Source organism: Sphingobium subterraneum (assembly GCF_014199435.1).
GTDB classification, from domain to species: Bacteria; Pseudomonadota; Alphaproteobacteria; order Sphingomonadales; family Sphingomonadaceae; genus Sphingobium; species Sphingobium subterraneum.
The window spans coordinates 402710-420564 of record NZ_JACIJP010000002.1; the positions used below are offsets into that span (position 1 = coordinate 402710).

The following is a 17855-nucleotide window of genomic DNA, read 5'->3' on the forward strand; positions in this document are numbered from 1 at the left end:
ATAGCCGTTGAGCCGGTCCAACCCAGATCTACATGGGATGCGCCAATCAGCAGAGTACGGCTCATGCGGTCGAATTCCGTCTAGCTAGCCGCCATTGGTTCAGGCTGACACGCCGACCGGGTCAAGGACGTTGAGCGCCCTCAATGGAAGGTCAAAATAAGTGGGAAGCGCACTGTCAGCGTCTATTCGGCCCGAGCTAAAGACGCGCAGGGATTGATGCCCTAGTAATCATGATCGATAGACCCGATGCCCACCGCACGGCTGTTCAGTTTCCCCGGCTTCTGATGAAGCGACAGGTTGCCGATGCCGGCCATATCCGCATCCACCGTTCCTGCGGCGCTGATCTCGACATTGCCGACGCCATTGATCTTCACGGTCGCGTCCTTCGCCTGCACATCCTCAAGGTCGATGTTGCCGACGCCATTAGCGATGACTTCCAACTTGCCGACCGTGCCAGCGGCCTCAACATCTGTCGGGCCATCGACATTCAGGCGGAATTCCGGCTGCTGCATATCGCGCAGACGGACGGCGCCTGGTGCTTGCAGGCTCAAACCGGTGAGCCGCGGTGCGACGATCGTCACCCTGATCCCTGAATGATGCCGCTCCATTTTGTCCAGAGACAGCCTGCCATCGGCCCAGCGCAGAGCCTTCAACGCGCGGTCCGAACCGGAAATCACCATGCGGCTTTCCATGCCGCGCCGATAATCGAGCGTTACCGGCACGTCGATGGTTAAAGGGGTGGCCCCATCGAAAGAGACGGTCCTACTCGTCTGCGGGCCATAGTCATCATCATCGCGCCAATCCATCATCCAGTCGATATGGCTTCTGCTTCCTATGCGCTTTGCCACATCGTCTCCGCCGATGGCCCACGCACCCCCGAGGGCGACAATGGCCAGGCCGATTCCACTGGCGCTGACGATAAGGAGTTTCCTGATCATGGTCCGTGTATCCTTCATCTTCCGGCCCTCATGCTTCGGGATCGATGGCGGGCTTGAGCACCCGATAGTGCAATCGGCCGAACCACAGGATCGCGTTCACCAAACCGATCGAGCCGATGGTCAGGAGGGCGGTTATGCCCGTCGCCGCCGCCATCAGGCCAAGCCCACAGAGAAGCGCGGCAACCGGTCCCCCCGGAAACCCGCTGAACGGGCCGATGATCAATATGCCGCCGCCCGCCACGAACAGGCCGAACATCGCAACATAGAGGCCGATCACCACGCCGATCACCGGCAGCAATATCGGGATCAGTACGAGGATATCGAGCGCTCCCAGCCCCAGAAAGGCGACCACCGCACCCACTGCGGACGAGGGCGTGCGCACCTCCTCCCACCGCTTGATGCCCGCCTCAAGCCTCAACTCGCGGGCAAGACGGCCGGGATCGCCCAGCGCCTCTACCACTTCGGCGTCCGAGCGACCTTCTTCGCGCGCGGCTTCGAAATGAACCTCATAGTCGTTCATGATATCGTCGATCGAGGCGGCGGGCATGCCTTCCAGCCCGCGCCGCAGCCGTTTGAGAAATTCGTCGCGTGTCATGCCTGATCCTCCGGCTGCGCTGCGGTTTGGGGGTCGGGGGTTTGGGGGTCGGGTTGGTCGAGCAACCCGTTCACGGCGTTCGTGAAGCTGCGCCAGTCGGCAAGCTGGGTCGCCAGGCTCGCCTGACCCGCATCGGTCAGCCGATAATATTTTCGCGACGGGCCCGAGGACGATTCGACATGGTAAGTCGCGACCAGTCCATCGCCCTGCATCCGTCGCATGAGCGGGTAGATGGTTCCCTCCCCCATATCGACTGCGTCGGCCAACCGGGACGCAATCTCATAAGCGTAACTGTCGCCGCGCGCGAGCAGCGCCAGAACGCAGAGCCCCAGGACACCCTTCTTGAGTTGGATTTCAATCACTTCCGGCACGAATCACCTCATCGCTTCGAGAAAGTGTATATTGCATGCTATTGTGTATTGCAAGGTAGCTTGCAATGCTTTGTCGAGGCGCGAACCGATGGTGGGGCCGCTCTTGATTCATTAACGAAGGGCGGCTTGGCCCTGGTTAGCGTTGAAAAGCTGCCGTTTCGGTGTGTCAGACCAAACAGCCTAGCCTTTATGCCGTAGATTGCCGCCAATCGCTTCCGCACGTGCCGCCCGCATCGAGACATCTGGCCGATCCACGTCACCGATCGATGCAGACCTAGAAGAAATTAATAGACAAGGCTGATTGCGTGATGGGGCGAGAGAGGTGATCCGCGCAGAAGGCGGCGGGTGGCAAGGGTAGCGCATTCACCAGGACAGCGGCTCTTCCACGTCCGGACCATGGACATAAGGGTGCAGCTGAATGCCTGAGCCACCACACCCGGCCACGTATCGCACTTGGGCGTGATGGATCAGGGACCCTATTATGCCGTAAAGATGGAATCCGGCGCTCTCGGTACGGCTGGTGGTCCGAAAACCAATGGCAACGCACAGGTGCTCGACTGGAGTGGCAATCCCATCCCTGGTCTCTACGCCGCAGGTAATGCAATGGCTGCTGTGCTGGGGGAAGCCTATGGCGGCGCAGGAGGCACGCTCGGGCCGGGTATGACCTTCGGCTACATCGCCGGTCGGCATCTCGGCACCCATATCTCCAACCACTGAACCGGGTAGGCAACCGGCCGGGCGAGACCGTCACGTCAGCGCAGAGAGCGCATCGACCGCCACGCGTGCCAGAATGGGAAAGCTCTTCGCGCGGTTTGCTGCCTCTGCGTTGCTGGCAGTCCCGCGTAACACCCGGCCCTTGATTCCGTGGAAAATGGCCGCCAGCCGGAACAGGTTGAAGCCGACGTAGAACGCATAATCCGGGATGGCATCGCGCCCTGTCCGCGCGCAATAGTCAGCGATATAATCTCGCTCCGAAGGAATTCCGAGGCTCGTCAGGTCCGCCGCACCCAGAGAGGGAACAATGTCCGGGGTCAGCCGGTACATCAGCGTGTGGTAGGCAAAATCCGCCAAAGGATGGCCGAGCGTGGACAACTCCCAGTCAAGCACAGCCAGCACGCGCGGCTCGGTGGGATGAAAGATCATATTGTCACAGCGACAATCGCCATGAACCAGCGTGGTCTCGTCTCCATCCGGGATCAGCGTGGGCAGCGTATCGACCAGAAAGTCCATATCGGGGTTGCGACCGGCAAGATCATCGGCCTGATATTGCTTGGTCCACCGGCCGATCTGCCGCGCGAAATAATTGCCGGGTCGGCCATAGTCCTCAAGGCCCACGGCGCGATAATCGACCTGATGCAGCGCCGCCATCGTGGCGTTCATTGCATCGAAATAGGCGGGCCGGTCCGCGCGGGATACCTCCGGGAACGTGGCGTCCCAGAAGATCCGCCCCTCCACCATGTCCATCACATAGAACCAGGTACCGATGACAGCATCGTCGGTGCAGAGGCCGTGGATCTTCGCCACCGGGAACCCCGCACGAGCGAGCGCAGTCTGCACCCGAGCTTCGCGGTCCACCGCATGCGCGCCGGGCAGCAGGTCACCGGGCGGCTTGCGGCGCAGGACATAGGTCCGCTCCGGCGTAATCAGCTTGTAGGTCGGGTTCGATTGTCCGCCGCGAAACTGTTCGACCCTCAGTGGCCCTTTGTAATCCTCGACATGCGTGGCCATCCATCGCGCGAGGGCACCCTCGTCAAAGCCATAGCCGGGGCGTACCGCCACGGTACCGGCATTGGCGGCGGCGAGATCGCTGCTCATCGAACTAGCCGGTGGCCTCAGGATGGGCCTGCTTCCATTCACGTTTGATGGTTTTGGCAAGGCTCCATTTATGGACCTCGGTCGGGCCGTCATAGATGCGGAACGCGCGCACTTCGCGGAACACCTGCTCGACTATTGTTCGATCAGTGACGCCGGTGCCACCCATGACCTGAACGCAGTTGTCAGCGATTTTCATCATCGCCTCGCTTACCGAAACCTTCGCCATGGAGCTTTCGACCGTGCCGAGCGAGCCGGTATCCAGCACGCTCGCGCACCAGTCGATCATCAGTTCGCATTGCTGGATCAGGATCCGGTTTTCGGCCAGCATGAAGCCAACCCCTTCATGATCGATCAGTACCTTGCCGAAGGCCATGCGGCGGCAGGCATAATCCGTGGCGATTTCGTGCGCGCGGATACACGCCCCCAGCCAGCGCATGCAATGCGACAGCCGCGCGGGTGACAGGCGCACCTGCGCATATTTGAAGCCCTCACCGGGTTGCCCGAGCATCTGGTCGGCGGGAATGCGCAGATTGTCGATGGTCAGCGTCGCATGACCGCCGGGCATCGAGCTGTCGATCGTGTTGGGAATCGCGTCGATGCGTATGGCCTCGTCGGGCAGATCGATGAGGAACATGCACGCGCCGCCCTTGGTCTCCTCTTCTGCCGACGCCGCCATGATAATTCCCACCTTTGCTCCCAGCGCACCGGTGATGAAGGTCTTGCGGCCATTGACGATCCAGTGGTTCCCGTCCTTGCGGCAGGTCGTCTTCATCATCGACGGATCGGAACCCGCCCCCTGCCAGTCGGCCGGTTCGGTCATGAAGAAAGCCGACCGGGCGGTTCCCGCGTGCAAGGGCTTGAGAAAGCGCTCCTTGAGTTCGGGCGATCCGACATGGCCGATCAGGTACATATTGCCTTCGTCCGGCGCGAAGGTGTTGCAGGCGAGCGGCCCAAGCGGGGACAGGCCGGAACGAATGAGGACCACAGCGGTCTCCCGCTGGGTCAGATGGGTACCGTCTGGCCGGATATGGGGCGTCAGCACGCCCGCCGCCCGGGCCTTTTCCCGCATGTCCATCACCAGATCATCGGTCGGCCCGCCATGATGGTCGCGGCGCGTGTCCTTCTCATAGGGCGCGACGACGGTGCGGACGAACGCCTCGACCTTGTCCGCCATAGCGCGGGCATAGGGCGAAATCGCTTCCGGATGGGTCTGGAACACGGACATTATTGCAGCACTCTCACCGGATCGGTTCCATCCCAGTTCCGGGCCGCTTCCCTCATCATGGCGAACAATCCCTCACTGCCCGACACGGGCTGGAGAAATTCGATGACATGACCCGGCCCCTGCCCCGGATCGACATAGATGACTTCGCCGTCATCGCCAACCTTGCCCTCGACGATGACTTCCGCACCGGCCTGCGCGCAGGCGGCGCGGGCGGCCTGTATGTCATCGACGAAAATACAGACGTGATGCAGACGGTCGCGCACCGCATAGTCACCGGAATAGAGCGACGGCGCGTCGCTGTCGGTCTTGATCAGTTCGATCTGGATATCGCCCCAATAACCGATCGCCATGGAAAACACCGCATCCGTGGGCTGGCCACGATATTTCATGTCGCCCAACCGGACATCGTTGAGGATGAAGAACGGTCCCACCCCCATGGTTTCGATCCAGTAGGAAAGGGCGGCATCGAAATCCGTCGGGAAATAGGCCAGCTGGATGATGTCACCCAGCGCCTTGAGGGGACCGGGCTTCATGCGAAAAGTCCTTCCGGCTGTTCAATCAGGAACTTGAGGGTCTGGAGGAACTGCGCGCCCGCCGCGCCGTCAATGGCGCGGTGATCGACCGACAGGGTGAAGGAGATGCGTGTTTCGAACGTCGCACCGCCGCTGGGACTTTCCACCGGCTGGCGTTGGGCCGCGCCCACGGCGAGGATGGCTCCCTGCGGCGGGTTGATGATCGCGTCGAAATTTTCGATGCCGAACATGCCGAGGTTCGACACGGAGAAAGTGCCCCCCTCCATATCGTCCATCGACAGCCCCTTGCCCTGCGCCTTTTCGATCAGGCGACGGCTCTCCGCCGCCAACTGGTCGATCCGCATCCGGTCCGCCTGTCGGATCACGGGCGTCACCAGCCCTTTCGGGCTGGCCACCGCGATGGCGATGTCCGCATGGGGAAAGCGGTGGATCTCGTTGCCATGGACTTGCACGTTGACATCGGGATGGCGGACCAGTGCGACGGCGCTCGCCTTCACGATCCAGTCGTTGAGCGATGCCTTGCATCCCAGCACCAGATTGGCCGACTTGCGCATGTCCAACAGAGCGTCGGCGCTGGCCGATATGCGGAGATAGAAATGCGGGATGTCCTGCTTGGCCTGCGTCAGCCGCTGGGCAACAACCTTGCGGATCCGGTCGAACGGCACGATCTCCGGACGGTTTGCTCCGGCCATGAAGGCAGGCGCCCCGATCCCACCGATGGCATCCGAAGGTGGGACAAGCGCCAGCACGTCGGCCTTGGAAATGCGCCCCCGCGCTCCCGTGCCCTTCACGCCCGCCAACGACAGCCCATGGAGCGCCGCGATGCGCCGGGCGAGGGGAGAGGCGAACACCGCGCCGTCGTCAGCGACCAGCGCGGCAAGCCCTTTCGTCGCGAGGGGAGCGGGGCCGCGTACCGCGCGCACCACATCCTGATGCGTGATGCGACCGCCGCGGCCGGACCCTTCTATCCCTGACAGATCCACCCCTTCTTCCTCGGCCAGGCGCAGTGCTTCCGGGCTGATGGGACGGTTGGTTTCGATTTTGGTCCGGGCGGGGCGGGCCTCGGCAGACGGCACAGCCGGTTCTGCTGGCGCGGCAGCACGGCCCGCGCCGATCGCCAAGCCACCCTCGGCCGGCCGAAATTCGGCGAGAAAGGCATCAATCTCCGCGTCGGAATGCGCACCTTCGTCGAAGATGGCGAGCAACGCACCGACCGGCTCGGCCTCCGCACCCGAAGGGGCAAGGATGCGACGCACGGTGGCGTCATATTCCGCCTCGACTTCGTTGGTGATCTTGGCGGTTTCGATGAGGCACAGGGTATCGCCGCGCTTGAATGTGTCCCCTTCATGGACCATCCATTCGGCAATCGTGCCTTCGGTCATCTCAATGCCCCATTTCGGCATCGTAAAGGCGCGGATGCGGCTCATCTGGCCCTCCTCAGCGGTACGAGAGTGTTTGGCGGACCGCGGCCACGATCTTCGCGGGGCTCGGCAGATAGGCGCTCTCCAGCTCCCGGGCGAACGGCACGGGTGTGTGGGGCGCGGTCACCATCTCGGTGGGTGCCTTCAGGCTGGCGAATGCCTTGCTGGCGACCAGGGCGGCGATATCGGTCGCGAGCGAACAGCGCGGCGGCGCTTCATCCACAACCACCAGACGGCCGGTCACTTCGACCGAATCCAGGATCGCTTCCTCATCAAGGGGAGACGTGGTGCGCAGATCGATTACATCGCAGCCTATGCCGTCCCGGGCCAGTTCATCGGCGGCGGCTTCCGCGTACCCCACCATCATCCCTGCGGCGACGATGGTGGCGTCCAGCCCCGCGCGCGCCAATCGGGCGTGCCCGAATGGGATGCAGAATTCCGGGTCGTCCGAAACCTCGCCGCTCATGCCATAGAGGAACTTGTGTTCCAGAAAGATGACCGGATCATCGTCGCGGATTGCCTGCCGCAACAGACCGCAAGCGTCCTCGGGCGTCGAGGGCATGACGACTTTCAGACCGGGCATGTTGGTGACGAACTGATGGATGACCTGGCTGTGCTGGGCGGCAGCGTTGTAGCCCGCCCCGCACGGCATGCGGATGACCGCCGGGCAGATGGATTTTCCGCCGAACATGTACCGGAACTTCGCGATCTGGTTCCAGAGCTGGTCCATGCACACGCCGATGAAGTCGGCGAACATGATTTCCGCGACCGGTCGCTTGCCCGCCAGAGCAAGGCCGCCCGCCGCGCCGACAATCGCGCTCTCGCTGATCGGCGTGTCGATCACGCGATCCGGTCCGAACGCATCATAAAGGCCCGTGGATGTCGACCAGATCCCGCCAATGGCCTCCGGTCCGCCCGCCGTGCCCATGCCGCCCACCACGTCTTCGCCGAGGACAACGACGCGTGGATCGCGCTGCATCTCCTGGAAGATCGTGTTGCGAATGGCGTCGCGATACATCAATTTTGCCATGTGTCCGCTCCCGCCGGTCAGTAATTTATGTAGACGTTTTCGAGCACGTTCGCCGCACCCGGGCGCGGCGCCGCGCGCGATGCCTTGACCGCAGCCTCGATTGTGTCGAGCGTCGCCGTGTCGATATCGTCCAGATCGGCATCGGACAGCAGCCCCGCCTCGGTCACGCTGCCACGGAATTTGCGGATGCAGTCGCGGGTCGTGCGGATTCGCTCGATCTCGCCCTCTCCGCGATAGCGTTGCGGATCGCCCTCGAAATGGCCGAAAAACCGCTCGGTGTCGAACTCGACAGCGGCCGGGCCGTTGCCGGGAACGCGCACATATTCGAGCACTTCGCGCATGCAGTCATGGACAGCGAAGAAGTCCGTGCCGTCCGCCCGCCAGACCTTCATACCGAATGCTTCGGCCCGGCTCGCAATGTCATCGCGCGTCCCCACCGCATAAGCATTTCCGGTATGTTCGGAATAATGGTTGTTCTCGAACACGAAGATCGCCGGAGCCTTGGTCACGACTGCCAGGTTCATCGCTTCAAACGTAGTGCCCTGATTGCAGGCACCGTCACCGGAAAAGGTAATCGCGACGCCCAGCTTCCCCTCAGCATCCGGACCATCAATCTTGGCCGAAAGCGCTGCACCGACCGCGATGGGCGCGCCTGCCCCGACGATGCCGTTGGCGCCCAGCATCCCCTTTTCCACGTCGGCGATGTGCATCGACCCCCCCTTGCCGTTGCACAGGCCGTCCTGGCTGCCCCAGATCTCCTTCATCATCCCCTCGACATCGCATCCCTTGGCGAGGCAGTGGCCATGCCCGCGATGCGTGGAGACGATCTTGTCCCGCGGGGTCAGGTGCTCGCACACACCCACCGCGACGGCCTCCTGTCCGCAATAGAGATGGGTGAAGCCCGCGATCTCGCCGGTCTGGATTTCCTCGTGAAGCCGCTCCTCGAATTCGCGGATCAGCTTCATCTGTCGATAGGCGCGGGTCAGCGCCTCACGGTTCAGCTGCATGGACATTTCCTCTCCTGCATGGTCATGGACGGGATCATAGGCCCAGCACAGACTTTGCGATTATGGTATTTTGCACTTCGTTGGTGCCGCCGAAAATCGTCCATGCCCGGCTGTTGAGGTACCGTGCCGAAGCGACCATGGAGGCAGGGGACAGGATGGTTTCAGGGGCATTCTCATCATAGAGGGGACGCGCCTTCTCGAGCTGCAGGCCAGCCAGCCCATACAGGTCCACCGCGAGCAGGTCGATCTCCTGCCTCAGGTTGGACGCCAGCAGCTTGGTCAGCGACGTCTGCGGCCCCGGCGGGGCGCCCTTGGCGATCTCGGCGACGATCTTGAGCTCGATCATGTCGAGCGCGTGGGCGCCCAGTCTGGCGCGCGCCAGACGCCGCTTCCAGTCCACCGAGTCGAGGAGTCGGCCACCCCGGCCATCACCCTGATCGCGCGACGCCGCCACGATCTGGTCGAGATCATAGATCAACTTGGGTGCATGGCAGGAACCGCCGCGCTCGTTCTCCAGCAGGAATTTGGCGATCGTCCAGCCCTGCCCCTCGCCGCCCACCAGATTCTCGGCCGGAACGATCACGTCCTCCAGAAAGAGCTGGTTGACTTCATGGTCGCCCGCATTGGTCAGGATCGGCCGGACCGACACACCCGGACTGTCAAGGTCGATCAGCAGAAAGGAAATGCCCGCCTGCTTTTTCACATCCGGGTTGGTCCGCACAAGCGTGAACATGCCGTTGGCGTGATGCGCATGGGTGGTCCAGATCTTCGACCCGGTCACCACATAATGGTCGCCCTGGCGGATCGCACGGGTCTTGAGGCTGGCGAGATCCGATCCGGACCCCGGTTCGGAAAAGCCCTGACACCAATAGTCCTCACCCGAAAGGATCCGGGGCAGATAATGGCGTTTCTGCGCTTCCGTCCCAAAGGTCCAGAGGACCGGCGCCAGCAATTTCAGGCCCAGAACCGTCAGGTTGGGCGCACCCGCAGAGGCGCATTCCTTTTCGAAGAGATAGCGCTGGAACGGGGTCCAGCCCGTGCCGCCATATTCGACCGGCCACTGGTAGCCCAGCCATCCCTTCTGGTGCAAAACGGCGTTCCAAGCCTGCCCGACCTCCGGCTCGACAAAGACCGACGGAGTAAGGGCGGCCCGTGCCTTGATCTCCTCGGGAAGATGGTCGCGCAGAAACTGGCGCACTTCCTGACGAAAGGCTGCGTCCTCCGGGGAAAGCTGGATATCCATTTGCCTTATCGTTCCAGGATGGTCACGGCTGAAACGCCCGGCGCGCCATAGACGTGACTATAGGCCGTCTTGGGATTGCCCGGCACTTGCCGCCCGCCGCCATCGCCCCGCAACTGCACGACATTTTCGTAGACCTGCCGCAAACCGGACGCCCCGATCGGCTCGCCACAGGCGAGACAGCCGCCGTCGGTGTTGACCGGCAGACGCCCGCCGATTTCGGTCTGCCCCTCGGCAAGCCATCGTTCCTGCTCGCCGTCCGCACAGAAGCCGTTTTCCGCCATATGCATGATCTCGGCTCCGGCTTCGGTGTCCTGGAGCTGGGCGATATGAATATCCGCGGGGCCAATGCCCGCCGCCCTGAACGCATCGGCCGATGCGATCCGGGTTGCGGTGCCACGCGGGGCGCGGTCGTCCGCAACCACGTCGATCGACGGCGAAAACACCTCGAAGCTGTGCGGCGGACGGGTGCGCATCGTTGCCGCCTTCAGCCGGATCAGCGGCTTGCCCAGCGCGTGTGCCTTCTTCTCGCTGGCGAGGATCAGCGCGACCCCTCCTTCCGCCGGAGAGCAGAACATAAATTTGGAATAAGGGTCCGAAACCATGGGGGCGTTCAGGATCTCGTCGATCCCCACCGGCACGCGCCGCCACGCATGGGGCGCGTGGGCGCCGTTGCGGAAGGCTTTCTCCGCCACTCGGCCCAACGCCTCGCGGGAAATGCCGAACATGTGCATATAGCGCATGATCTTGGCCGCGAAGAACTGGGTCGTGACCATATAGCCCGCTTCGCCATACCAGTCCGGCAGGTTATATTCGGCCGGAAGCGCATTGAACGCCCCGCGCGGATGCTTGTCGAAGCCGACCGCCAGGCCCAGGTCGAATTCGCCCGACTTGATCGCCATCTGCGCGCTGAAGAGCGCCGATCCCCCCGCCGCGCAGCCGTTGCGCACATTGATGAACTGGACACCCGTCAGCCCCAGCCGCTCGACCATCGTGTCCGGGTTACCCGCCGCATCCGAGCTGCCATAGGCGAACTGGATGTCTTTCCAGTCGACGCCCGCGTCGCCCAGCGCTTCGCGGACGGCGAACACCCCCTGGTCCAGACCAGACAGGCTGTCGGTCCGCCCGAACGGATGAATGCCCACCCCGACGATGCACACGTCGCTCATACCTCGTCTCCCAAAGGTTCGAACGCCGGGATCATGACGGGATCGTCCGCCGCGGGATCAAGAGGCACCGGCGCGAGGCGCACAGGCATGTCGATTCGCACGGCGTCCGGATCGACATGGACCAGCCGCGCTTCGACGATCACTTGCCCGGCCAGCTCGACATAGGCCACGATCCACGGCGCGAAACTGTCCGGTCCACCATAAGGCGGGGATTTCGGCCGGAACCGCTGGACGGTCCACGACCACACGGTCCCCTCGGATGTCAGCGCGACAGGTTCATAACCGTCCCCCGCTGGGCATGGGAACACCATCCGGCCGGTCAGCCGCTCGCGACCGCCGATCAGGCGAGGCGGCCACTCGTGCGTAAACAGGCCTTCGGCAATCGCGCGCATCACACTCCCATCCCGGACACGGGTTTTCGAGATTCTCTTTCCACCGGTTTAGGCCTGCCTGCGCCGGGAATGTGACTCACCAAAACGCTAGGGTATCCAAACTGTCAGTTCGTGCGACCCATGACCCGAGGAGAGACAGGATGCCGAAGGTCTGGGATTACATCATCGTGGGTGCCGGTTCGGCCGGATGCGTGCTGGCCGAACGGTTGAGCGCCGACGGCCGGTCGCAGGTCCTGTTGCTGGAAGCGGGTGGGCGTAACGAAAGTTTTTGGGTCACCTTGCCGAAGGGCGTGGCCAAACTCGTTCAGAAGCCCGCCCATATGTGGGTCTATCCGGTTGGTCAGCCCCGGGAGGAGGGAGCGGCAACAGGCGGCGAGGTCTGGATTCGCGGCAAGGGACTGGGTGGCTCTTCCTCGATCAATGGCATGATCTGGAGCCGGGGCGAGCCAGCCGACTATGACGCGTGGGAGCAGGATTTCGGCGCTACCGGCTGGAACGGGGCCAGCATGACTGCCGCCTTTCTGGAAATGGAGGATCATGCGGCGGGGAAGTCTGCCCTGCGGGGCGTCGGCGGGCCGGTGCGGGTGGACCCCGCCTGCTACACCTATCCGCTGGCCGACCGGATGATCGAGAGCGGGGAGGCGCTGGGCCTAACGCATGTGGATGACCTCAACGGCGCGACTGGCCCCCGGGTTGGCCTTTACAGCCATAACATCCGCAACGGCAAACGGGAGTCCTCCGCCCGGACCTACCTCGCACGGGCGCGCGGGCGGCCCAATCTCACGGTCCTGACCGACGCCGTGGCGGAACGGATCCTGTTTTCCGGAACACGCGCCTCGGGCGTCGCGGCCTTGGTCAACGGCGTAGCGCAGACCTTCCCCTACGCAGGAGAAATTATCGTGAGCGCGGGGGCGATGGAGAGCCCATTGCTGCTGCAGCGTTCGGGTATCGGCGACGCCGCACGGTTGCAGAGCGCGGGGATCGCGCCGCTGGTTGACGCGCCCGATGTGGGCGAGCGGATGATCGAGCATCTGTCGATCTCCCTTCCCTATCGCCTTGCAAAAGGGCGTGGCACCCACCGCAGCTTCTTCGGCGTCGGGGCAGCACTGGCCATGGCGCGCTATCTGTTGCGGCGTGACGGCGTGCTGGCGACAGGCCCATTCGAAGTAGGGGCCTTCTGCAACGTGGCCCACCCGGACGGACGAACCGATGCGCAATTCTATCTGGGTGGCTATACGTTCAAGGTCGGCGACGACAACAACCCGGTTCCCCTCGACAAGATCGACCCCAAGCCGGGCGTCACCATATATGGGCAGCTCTTGCGGCTGACGAGCGAGAGCGCGGTCCACGCATCGGGGCCGACCACACAGGATGCTGCGGAGATTTTCCACAATTTCCTGACGACCGAACATGACCGCCGGTCGGCCATTGCGCTCGTTCGCACCATGCGCGCCTTCATGGCGGCCGCGCCGCTCGGCGACATGCTCGGGCCCGAACTGCTACCGGGACCGGGGGTGGAAAGCGACGAGGATATCCTCGCCTTCTTCCGTAAAATGTCGAGCTGCGGGCTCCACGCGATCCGGTCCTGTCGGATGGGCGGTGATGCGCGCGCCGTGGTCGACCCGCGCCTGCGCGTCAACGGCGTTCAGGGGCTGCGCGTCGCCGACTGCTCCGTGATTCCCGGGCATGTGACGGGCAATACCAATGCCCCGGCGATGGCAATCGGGTTGCGCGGGGCCGCCATGATTTTGGAGGACAGGCCCTAAGGCATTTGACCAAGCCGGGGCCGCTGTCCGTACTTCAGTTATGAAGCGAGATATAGCCCAGCTGCGCCGCCTTGAAGACCGTTTGACTGCGATTGACGGCGTTCAGCTTGGTGGCGGCATTGTGGATATGGAACCGCACCGTCGCCCGGCTCCGCGCCATGATCATGCTGATCTCGATATCGGTTTTGCCGATGGCCGCCCACCGCAGGCACTCGACCTCGCGCTTCGACAGGCGGGATTCCGGAGGCAAAGCCTGCGTGGCGCCCATCACCTGCACATAGGTCACGATAAACGTGCGGGCGTAGAGCCCGAAGGCATCGGAAAGTTCCTCGAACTCTTGTGTCAGATCCGTCTTGTCGCGATCCAGCGGGTTGAACGTCACGGCGCCGATCTGGCCGAAAGGCAGATGCACGGGGATCGCAATGGCGGCGCGGGTCATCGCCCGTTGCTCAAAATTGCTGAAATCAACCGAATGCAGATAGGGATTATCCTCGCGGGTTCTGAACCCCTCCGCATTGGCCCAGAAAGGCTGGCTTTCGAACCGGCACGCCGCCGTCAGCGGAGAATCGAGCGCAATCCGGGAATTGCGCCACCACACCCGGTCGTCGTTCGTCCAGCCGAAGACCGTGGTGGCGAGCATATTGCCGTCCGCATCCACAGGGGTGCGCTTGTCGGCGAGGTCGTGGGCCGGTGCGACCCGCATGCCATAGTGCATGGCTATACGATGCAAAGCCTCCGCCGCTGGCTTGATCTGCCCCGGCGATGTGACCCGCACCGCATCGATGTTTTCCTGGGATAGCAGTTGCATGTGCACCTTTCTGAACCGCCTGGAATATTGCTCTAAAGGAGCAATGATAACAGTCCCCTAAATCCCTGCGCCACCCTAGCACTTTGCCCAGCGGAGTGTCCACCCGACATGGTGATAGAGATTGGTCGGAAATGGGAGCAGTATGTGACGTTTGACCTGACCGAGGACGAGGAAATGCTCAAGGCCTTGGCCGAACGCTTCGTCCTCGACCATTATGACCATGACAGTCGCCGAACCTTTCAGGCGGCGGCTCCCGGCTTTTCTCGTGACAACTGGCTGACCTTGGGCGAACTCGGGCTTTTGGGCGCGCCATTGCCGGTGGAGTGCGGTGGTCTGGGCCTCGACGCCACCGGCATCGCCACGCTGTTCGAAGCGCTCGGCCATGGTATCGTGGTCGAACCCGTCGCGGAGTCCATGGTTCTTGCCGCCCGCCTATTTGCTGTGGCTGCCCCGCCGGAGCTGCGCGAACAATGGTCCGACGCGCTAATATCGGGAACCCGGCGCTTTGCCGTGGCGCACGCCGAATATGGCCATCGCGACGGACACGTCTGGGTTCACACCACCGCGCAGTCGGACGGGGACGGTTTCGTCCTGAATGGCACGAAGCCGTTCTGCGTTACCGGAAGCGGCGCAGACGCTTATATCGTGTCCGCCCGAACCGGCGGCGATCCCGGCGAAGCGGAAGGCGTCGAACTGTTCATGGTGCCGACGGACACGCCAGGCCTTGCGGTGACCCCATGGCCGATGGTCGATGGCACCTATGCCGCTTGTCTCAAACTGGATGAGGTTCGGATCCCCGCGCTGTTCCGTCTCAACGGCGGCCTTGCGCAACTGGCGGAGGCCGATCTTTTGGCCATGCTGGCACGATCGGCCGAGGCGCTGGGTGTCATGCAAAGGCTGTTTGCCGACACGCGCGACTATCTGTGCACGCGGGAGCAGTTTGGCGCTCCGATCGGTTCGTTTCAGGCGATCCAGCATCGCATGGTCGCCCAATATGCGGTGATCGAACAAAGCCGGGCGCTGATCAATCTGGCGCTGGTATCGTCCGGACCGGAGGACTTCGCGCGCGCGGTGCTCGGCGCCCGTGCCTTCCTCGCCGAGCGCTCGGTCGAGCTGGGTCATGAAATGATCCAGTTCCATGGTGGCATGGGCGTGACCGAGGAGCTGGCCATCGGGGCCGGGCACAAAAGGCTGCTGATGTTATCGCGCTGGCCCGAAGCGCCGGATGCGACGCTGGATCGGTTTGCCGAGTCCCTGACCTGAATGCGGGAGGGGGCAGACTTCGTCGCCCCTCCGCTCTCTTAGGGATGCTCCAGCGGGCGGATGATCGCGGGGTCTAGCCTTGCCCGGGCACCCGCTGCTTCGTCCAGTCGATGCCCCGCTTCAGCAGGTCGTAAAAGACCGGCAGATCCCAGGCGCAGCGGTCGACCGTGGGCCACCAGTCGAGCATCGGCTGCAGATCATAATGGCCGCGGCAGTGACCCAGCGTGTTGTACAGCACCGCTCCGTGGCCGTGGCTCTTGATATACATAACGGGGTGGGTTCCGGGCGCGTTCGCCGCCTCGACAAAGCCGGTTCCTTCTTCCGTGCATTCGGTCTCTAGCAGCACATGAAGATCGCCATGACGTTCCAGATGATAGAGCTCGTCCGTCGTTTCGAAGGGCGTAATCCCGCTGACCAGCGGATGATCGGGGTCGGCGACGGTCACCGTATAGGGCGCGATCGGCGGATGCGACAGGAACTGGCTGCCCAAAAGGTCCATGAACAGCGGCGCCCAGCGTGGCGCATCCCACAACCCGGTGCTGAGAAGCCGCAGCACCGAATTCGTTCCGTGGAGCGCGTACCAGCGCCCCCCGGCTGCGACCCAGTCCCTTAACACCTCCTGCGCAGCCAGCGACGGGGTTACGTCACAGGTATAGGTGATCAGGATATCGGCGTCGCGGAGCGCATCCAGCGCTTCATAGTTTTCGAACACGCGGGTGCGGACGGCCGGGTCATCGGCCAGCAGCTTGAGCAGTTCGAGTCGAGCGAAGTCCATATCGTGCCAGACCCCCCCGCAGATCAGGACGCAGTTGATGCGGGGCGGCCGGACGGCTTCACTCTCATTCATGCCTCAGCCCCGCGATCCGCCGAGCGTGCCATCGAGATATTTCATCATCGTATCCTGAAACTGGCGGATCCGGATTTCCTGATAATTCCCCAGTTGGACCTGGCCATTTTTGGACGCGTGCAACCCTTGCTGGACATAGGGCAGATTATCCATGTCCTGTTCGAACACATCGCCGAGTATCCCGAGTTCGGCGGCTTCCGTCCACTTCTGATCCAGGGTCAGGAATTTGAGCGGAGCACCGCGCGGAATCGGCTGACCCTTGGGGATCCGGGCGAGGATGCGCACCTCCATGATGCAGGTGTCCGGCGTCTTGCCGGGTTTCCAGTTGTAGACAATGTTGGGCATGAACCCGCCCCAGGGCGCAAAATTCGGGAAGACGTTATAGACCAACGCATCGAGCAATTCGGCATCGGTGGCGTCCTCGTGATCGTAGCCGGTGCTTTCGCTGTACGCCTTGCGCATCGCAGCGCCCAGGGCAGCCCGCGCGGTGACGCCATCGGGCACCGTGATCGCCATCGGATTCGCTTGGGCCGGGTCTTCGTAATTGTCGCCGGACCGGCCGTTATATTTGATGAATTCGTCGATGATCCACTGCTCGCCCTGCCCGTCCGTGATATGCGGGCTCATCACGCCGAAGGGCACGAGGTTGACGTTTACATGGTCGCCCCACGTCCAGTAGGCCGCGTTGGAATCGCCGGTGAACGGCAGAAGCTGCGGATGGGTGACGATGGTGTGCCAAGCCTCCATGAAGGCTTCCATGGTCACCTTCCAGTTGGCCGGAACCTCCTTGGCCACACGCATCACCGTCGCGCATTCCTCGTGCCGCCAGCGCCGGAAATGCTCGGGCAGCGGCGCGAGAAACTCTTCCAGGCTCGGCCCGCCCTTTTCCTCGCGAAGGAAGATATAGCCGCCCCAGCGGCCGACTTCCGCTTCGGGAAGATGGAGCGTCTGCTCCTTGAGATGCGGGAAGTCCCATTGGCAGGGCATCGCATTGAACGACCCGTCCTTCTTCCACGAAAATCCGTGGAACGGGCAGGTAAATGTGTCGGCCGATCCGTCCTCGATCCGCAATTTTCGTCCGCGATGGAGGCAAACATTGTGCATCGCGCGAACCGAGCCGTCATCCTGCCGCGTGACGAGATAGGACCGGCCCGCATTCTCGTAGACGACGAAATCACCCGCCTCGGGCAGATCCTCCTCGCGCGCCGCAAACTGCCAGACATAGGGCCACATTTTCTCGCGTTCCAGCGCGGCGAACGCTTCGCTGGTGTAGCGGTCGGCGGGAATGGGGTCCGAACCCCGGTAGGTGTAGCTCTCTTCGGTAAGGATCCTTGGCGGCGTCCGGGAGTCCCGCGCCATCAGCTCTGCCCAGCTGATGCCTTCGCTGCGATCTTCCCCCAGTTGCGGAGCAATTTCGGGTTGCCGGTCGGCCATC

Annotated in this window: 18 protein-coding genes; 3 read left to right on the forward strand and 15 right to left on the reverse strand. The window is 63.0% G+C overall.

Features of this window, described 5'->3' with window-relative positions:
* Nucleotides 1-221: 221 nt before the first annotated feature.
* Genes FHS92_RS08645 through FHS92_RS08655 form a run of 3 tightly spaced genes read right to left on the reverse strand, consistent with a single transcriptional unit; the run spans nucleotide 222 to nucleotide 1904 of the window.
* Nucleotides 222-938 (reverse strand): GIN domain-containing protein, encoded by a 717-nt coding sequence (locus tag FHS92_RS08645; RefSeq protein ID WP_184079553.1) that lies wholly within the window; start codon nucleotides 936-938, stop codon nucleotides 222-224.
* A gap of 28 nt (nucleotides 939-966) precedes the next feature.
* The gene (locus tag FHS92_RS08650) at nucleotides 967-1533 is read right to left on the reverse strand and encodes a DUF1700 domain-containing protein (RefSeq protein ID WP_184079555.1); all 567 of its coding nucleotides are present in this window, start codon (nucleotides 1531-1533) and stop codon (nucleotides 967-969) included.
* Complete coding sequence (locus FHS92_RS08655; RefSeq protein WP_184079557.1) at nucleotides 1530-1904, reverse strand: helix-turn-helix transcriptional regulator; 375 nt, start codon at nucleotides 1902-1904, stop codon at nucleotides 1530-1532. Before FHS92_RS08655 ends, FHS92_RS08650 begins: the two co-directional genes overlap by 4 nt.
* 462 nt (nucleotides 1905-2366) lie before the next feature.
* Here FHS92_RS08655 and FHS92_RS08660 point away from each other — a divergent pair, with 462 nt between their 5' ends.
* A complete protein-coding gene (locus FHS92_RS08660) occupies nucleotides 2367-2621 on the forward strand; it encodes an FAD-binding protein (RefSeq protein ID WP_246351876.1) in 255 nt (84 codons plus the stop codon).
* 30 nt (nucleotides 2622-2651) lie between these two features.
* On the opposite strand, the gene FHS92_RS08665 is transcribed toward FHS92_RS08660, so the two are convergent.
* Genes FHS92_RS08665 through FHS92_RS08705 form a run of 9 tightly spaced genes read right to left on the reverse strand, consistent with a single transcriptional unit; the run spans nucleotide 2652 to nucleotide 11736 of the window.
* The gene (locus tag FHS92_RS08665; RefSeq protein WP_184079559.1) at nucleotides 2652-3719 is read right to left on the reverse strand and encodes a phosphotransferase; all 1068 of its coding nucleotides are present in this window, start codon (nucleotides 3717-3719) and stop codon (nucleotides 2652-2654) included.
* Nucleotides 3720-3723: 4 nt separating this feature from the next.
* Entirely contained in the window at nucleotides 3724-4944 is a 1221-nt protein-coding gene (locus FHS92_RS08670; RefSeq protein WP_246351877.1) for an acyl-CoA dehydrogenase family protein, read from the reverse strand.
* Nucleotides 4944-5477: a VOC family protein gene (locus tag FHS92_RS08675; RefSeq protein ID WP_184079561.1), complete on the reverse strand. Its 534-nt coding sequence runs from the start codon at nucleotides 5475-5477 to the stop codon at nucleotides 4944-4946. Before FHS92_RS08675 ends, FHS92_RS08670 begins: the two co-directional genes overlap by 1 nt.
* Nucleotides 5474-6904 (reverse strand): 2-oxo acid dehydrogenase subunit E2, encoded by a 1431-nt coding sequence (locus tag FHS92_RS08680; RefSeq protein ID WP_184079563.1) that lies wholly within the window; start codon nucleotides 6902-6904, stop codon nucleotides 5474-5476. Before FHS92_RS08680 ends, FHS92_RS08675 begins: the two co-directional genes overlap by 4 nt.
* 10 nt (nucleotides 6905-6914) lie before the next feature.
* Nucleotides 6915-7928 (reverse strand): alpha-ketoacid dehydrogenase subunit beta, encoded by a 1014-nt coding sequence (locus FHS92_RS08685; RefSeq protein WP_184079565.1) that lies wholly within the window; start codon nucleotides 7926-7928, stop codon nucleotides 6915-6917.
* Nucleotides 7929-7945: 17 nt separating this feature from the next.
* Nucleotides 7946-8935, reverse strand: coding sequence for a thiamine pyrophosphate-dependent dehydrogenase E1 component subunit alpha (locus tag FHS92_RS08690; protein WP_184079567.1), 990 nt, complete (start codon nucleotides 8933-8935; stop codon nucleotides 7946-7948).
* 34 nt (nucleotides 8936-8969) lie between these two features.
* Nucleotides 8970-10178: an acyl-CoA dehydrogenase family protein gene (locus FHS92_RS08695; protein WP_184079569.1), complete on the reverse strand. Its 1209-nt coding sequence runs from the start codon at nucleotides 10176-10178 to the stop codon at nucleotides 8970-8972.
* 5 nt (nucleotides 10179-10183) lie between these two features.
* Complete coding sequence (locus FHS92_RS08700; protein WP_184079571.1) at nucleotides 10184-11344, reverse strand: thiolase family protein; 1161 nt, start codon at nucleotides 11342-11344, stop codon at nucleotides 10184-10186.
* Nucleotides 11341-11736: a Zn-ribbon domain-containing OB-fold protein gene (locus FHS92_RS08705; protein ID WP_184079579.1), complete on the reverse strand. Its 396-nt coding sequence runs from the start codon at nucleotides 11734-11736 to the stop codon at nucleotides 11341-11343. The genes FHS92_RS08700 and FHS92_RS08705 overlap by 4 nt, the downstream gene beginning before the upstream one ends.
* 140 nt (nucleotides 11737-11876) lie before the next feature.
* Here FHS92_RS08705 and FHS92_RS08710 point away from each other — a divergent pair, with 140 nt between their 5' ends.
* Nucleotides 11877-13502: a GMC family oxidoreductase gene (locus FHS92_RS08710; RefSeq protein ID WP_184079581.1), complete on the forward strand. Its 1626-nt coding sequence runs from the start codon at nucleotides 11877-11879 to the stop codon at nucleotides 13500-13502.
* A 34-nt stretch (nucleotides 13503-13536) separates the two neighbouring features.
* Here the strand turns inward: FHS92_RS08710 and FHS92_RS08715 are convergent, their stop codons facing one another.
* Nucleotides 13537-14310 carry a helix-turn-helix transcriptional regulator gene (locus tag FHS92_RS08715; protein ID WP_184079583.1) on the reverse strand — a complete coding sequence of 258 codons (774 nt, stop codon included), beginning with the start codon at nucleotides 14308-14310 and terminating at the stop codon, nucleotides 13537-13539.
* 108 nt (nucleotides 14311-14418) lie between these two features.
* Here FHS92_RS08715 and FHS92_RS08720 point away from each other — a divergent pair, with 108 nt between their 5' ends.
* Nucleotides 14419-15573 carry an acyl-CoA dehydrogenase family protein gene (locus FHS92_RS08720; RefSeq protein WP_221230970.1) on the forward strand — a complete coding sequence of 385 codons (1155 nt, stop codon included), beginning with the start codon at nucleotides 14419-14421 and terminating at the stop codon, nucleotides 15571-15573.
* A gap of 73 nt (nucleotides 15574-15646) precedes the next feature.
* On the opposite strand, the gene FHS92_RS08725 is transcribed toward FHS92_RS08720, so the two are convergent.
* A complete protein-coding gene (locus tag FHS92_RS08725) occupies nucleotides 15647-16420 on the reverse strand; it encodes a ThuA domain-containing protein (protein ID WP_184079585.1) in 774 nt (257 codons plus the stop codon).
* A 3-nt stretch (nucleotides 16421-16423) separates the two neighbouring features.
* Nucleotides 16424-17854, reverse strand: coding sequence for an aromatic ring-hydroxylating oxygenase subunit alpha (locus FHS92_RS08730; protein WP_184079587.1), 1431 nt, complete (start codon nucleotides 17852-17854; stop codon nucleotides 16424-16426).
* Between the last annotated feature and the right edge of the window lies 1 nt (nucleotide 17855).

Bases quoted from the DNA above. Each gene is read 5' to 3' on its own strand.
- FHS92_RS08645 (WP_184079553.1), bottom strand. From the start codon at position 938: ATGATCAGGAAACTCCTTATCGTCAGCGCCAGTGGAATCGGCCTGGCC.
- FHS92_RS08650 (WP_184079555.1), bottom strand. From the start codon at position 1,533: ATGACACGCGACGAATTTCTCAAACGGCTGCGGCGCGGGCTGGAAGGC.
- FHS92_RS08660 (WP_246351876.1), top strand. From the start codon at position 2,367: ATGGATCAGGGACCCTATTATGCCGTAAAGATGGAATCCGGCGCTCTC.
- FHS92_RS08665 (WP_184079559.1), bottom strand. From the start codon at position 3,719: ATGAGCAGCGATCTCGCCGCCGCCAATGCCGGTACCGTGGCGGTACGC.
- FHS92_RS08670 (WP_246351877.1), bottom strand. From the start codon at position 4,944: ATGTCCGTGTTCCAGACCCATCCGGAAGCGATTTCGCCCTATGCCCGC.
- FHS92_RS08675 (WP_184079561.1), bottom strand. From the start codon at position 5,477: ATGAAGCCCGGTCCCCTCAAGGCGCTGGGTGACATCATCCAGCTGGCC.
- FHS92_RS08680 (WP_184079563.1), bottom strand. From the start codon at position 6,904: ATGAGCCGCATCCGCGCCTTTACGATGCCGAAATGGGGCATTGAGATG.
- FHS92_RS08685 (WP_184079565.1), bottom strand. From the start codon at position 7,928: ATGGCAAAATTGATGTATCGCGACGCCATTCGCAACACGATCTTCCAG.
- FHS92_RS08690 (WP_184079567.1), bottom strand. From the start codon at position 8,935: ATGCAGCTGAACCGTGAGGCGCTGACCCGCGCCTATCGACAGATGAAG.
- FHS92_RS08695 (WP_184079569.1), bottom strand. From the start codon at position 10,178: ATGGATATCCAGCTTTCCCCGGAGGACGCAGCCTTTCGTCAGGAAGTG.
- FHS92_RS08700 (WP_184079571.1), bottom strand. From the start codon at position 11,344: ATGAGCGACGTGTGCATCGTCGGGGTGGGCATTCATCCGTTCGGGCGG.
- FHS92_RS08705 (WP_184079579.1), bottom strand. From the start codon at position 11,736: ATGCGCGCGATTGCCGAAGGCCTGTTTACGCACGAGTGGCCGCCTCGC.
- FHS92_RS08710 (WP_184079581.1), top strand. From the start codon at position 11,877: ATGCCGAAGGTCTGGGATTACATCATCGTGGGTGCCGGTTCGGCCGGA.
- FHS92_RS08715 (WP_184079583.1), bottom strand. From the start codon at position 14,310: ATGCAACTGCTATCCCAGGAAAACATCGATGCGGTGCGGGTCACATCG.
- FHS92_RS08720 (WP_221230970.1), top strand. From the start codon at position 14,419: ATGGTGATAGAGATTGGTCGGAAATGGGAGCAGTATGTGACGTTTGAC.
- FHS92_RS08725 (WP_184079585.1), bottom strand. From the start codon at position 16,420: ATGAATGAGAGTGAAGCCGTCCGGCCGCCCCGCATCAACTGCGTCCTG.
- FHS92_RS08730 (WP_184079587.1), bottom strand. From the start codon at position 17,854: ATGGCCGACCGGCAACCCGAAATTGCTCCGCAACTGGGGGAAGATCGC.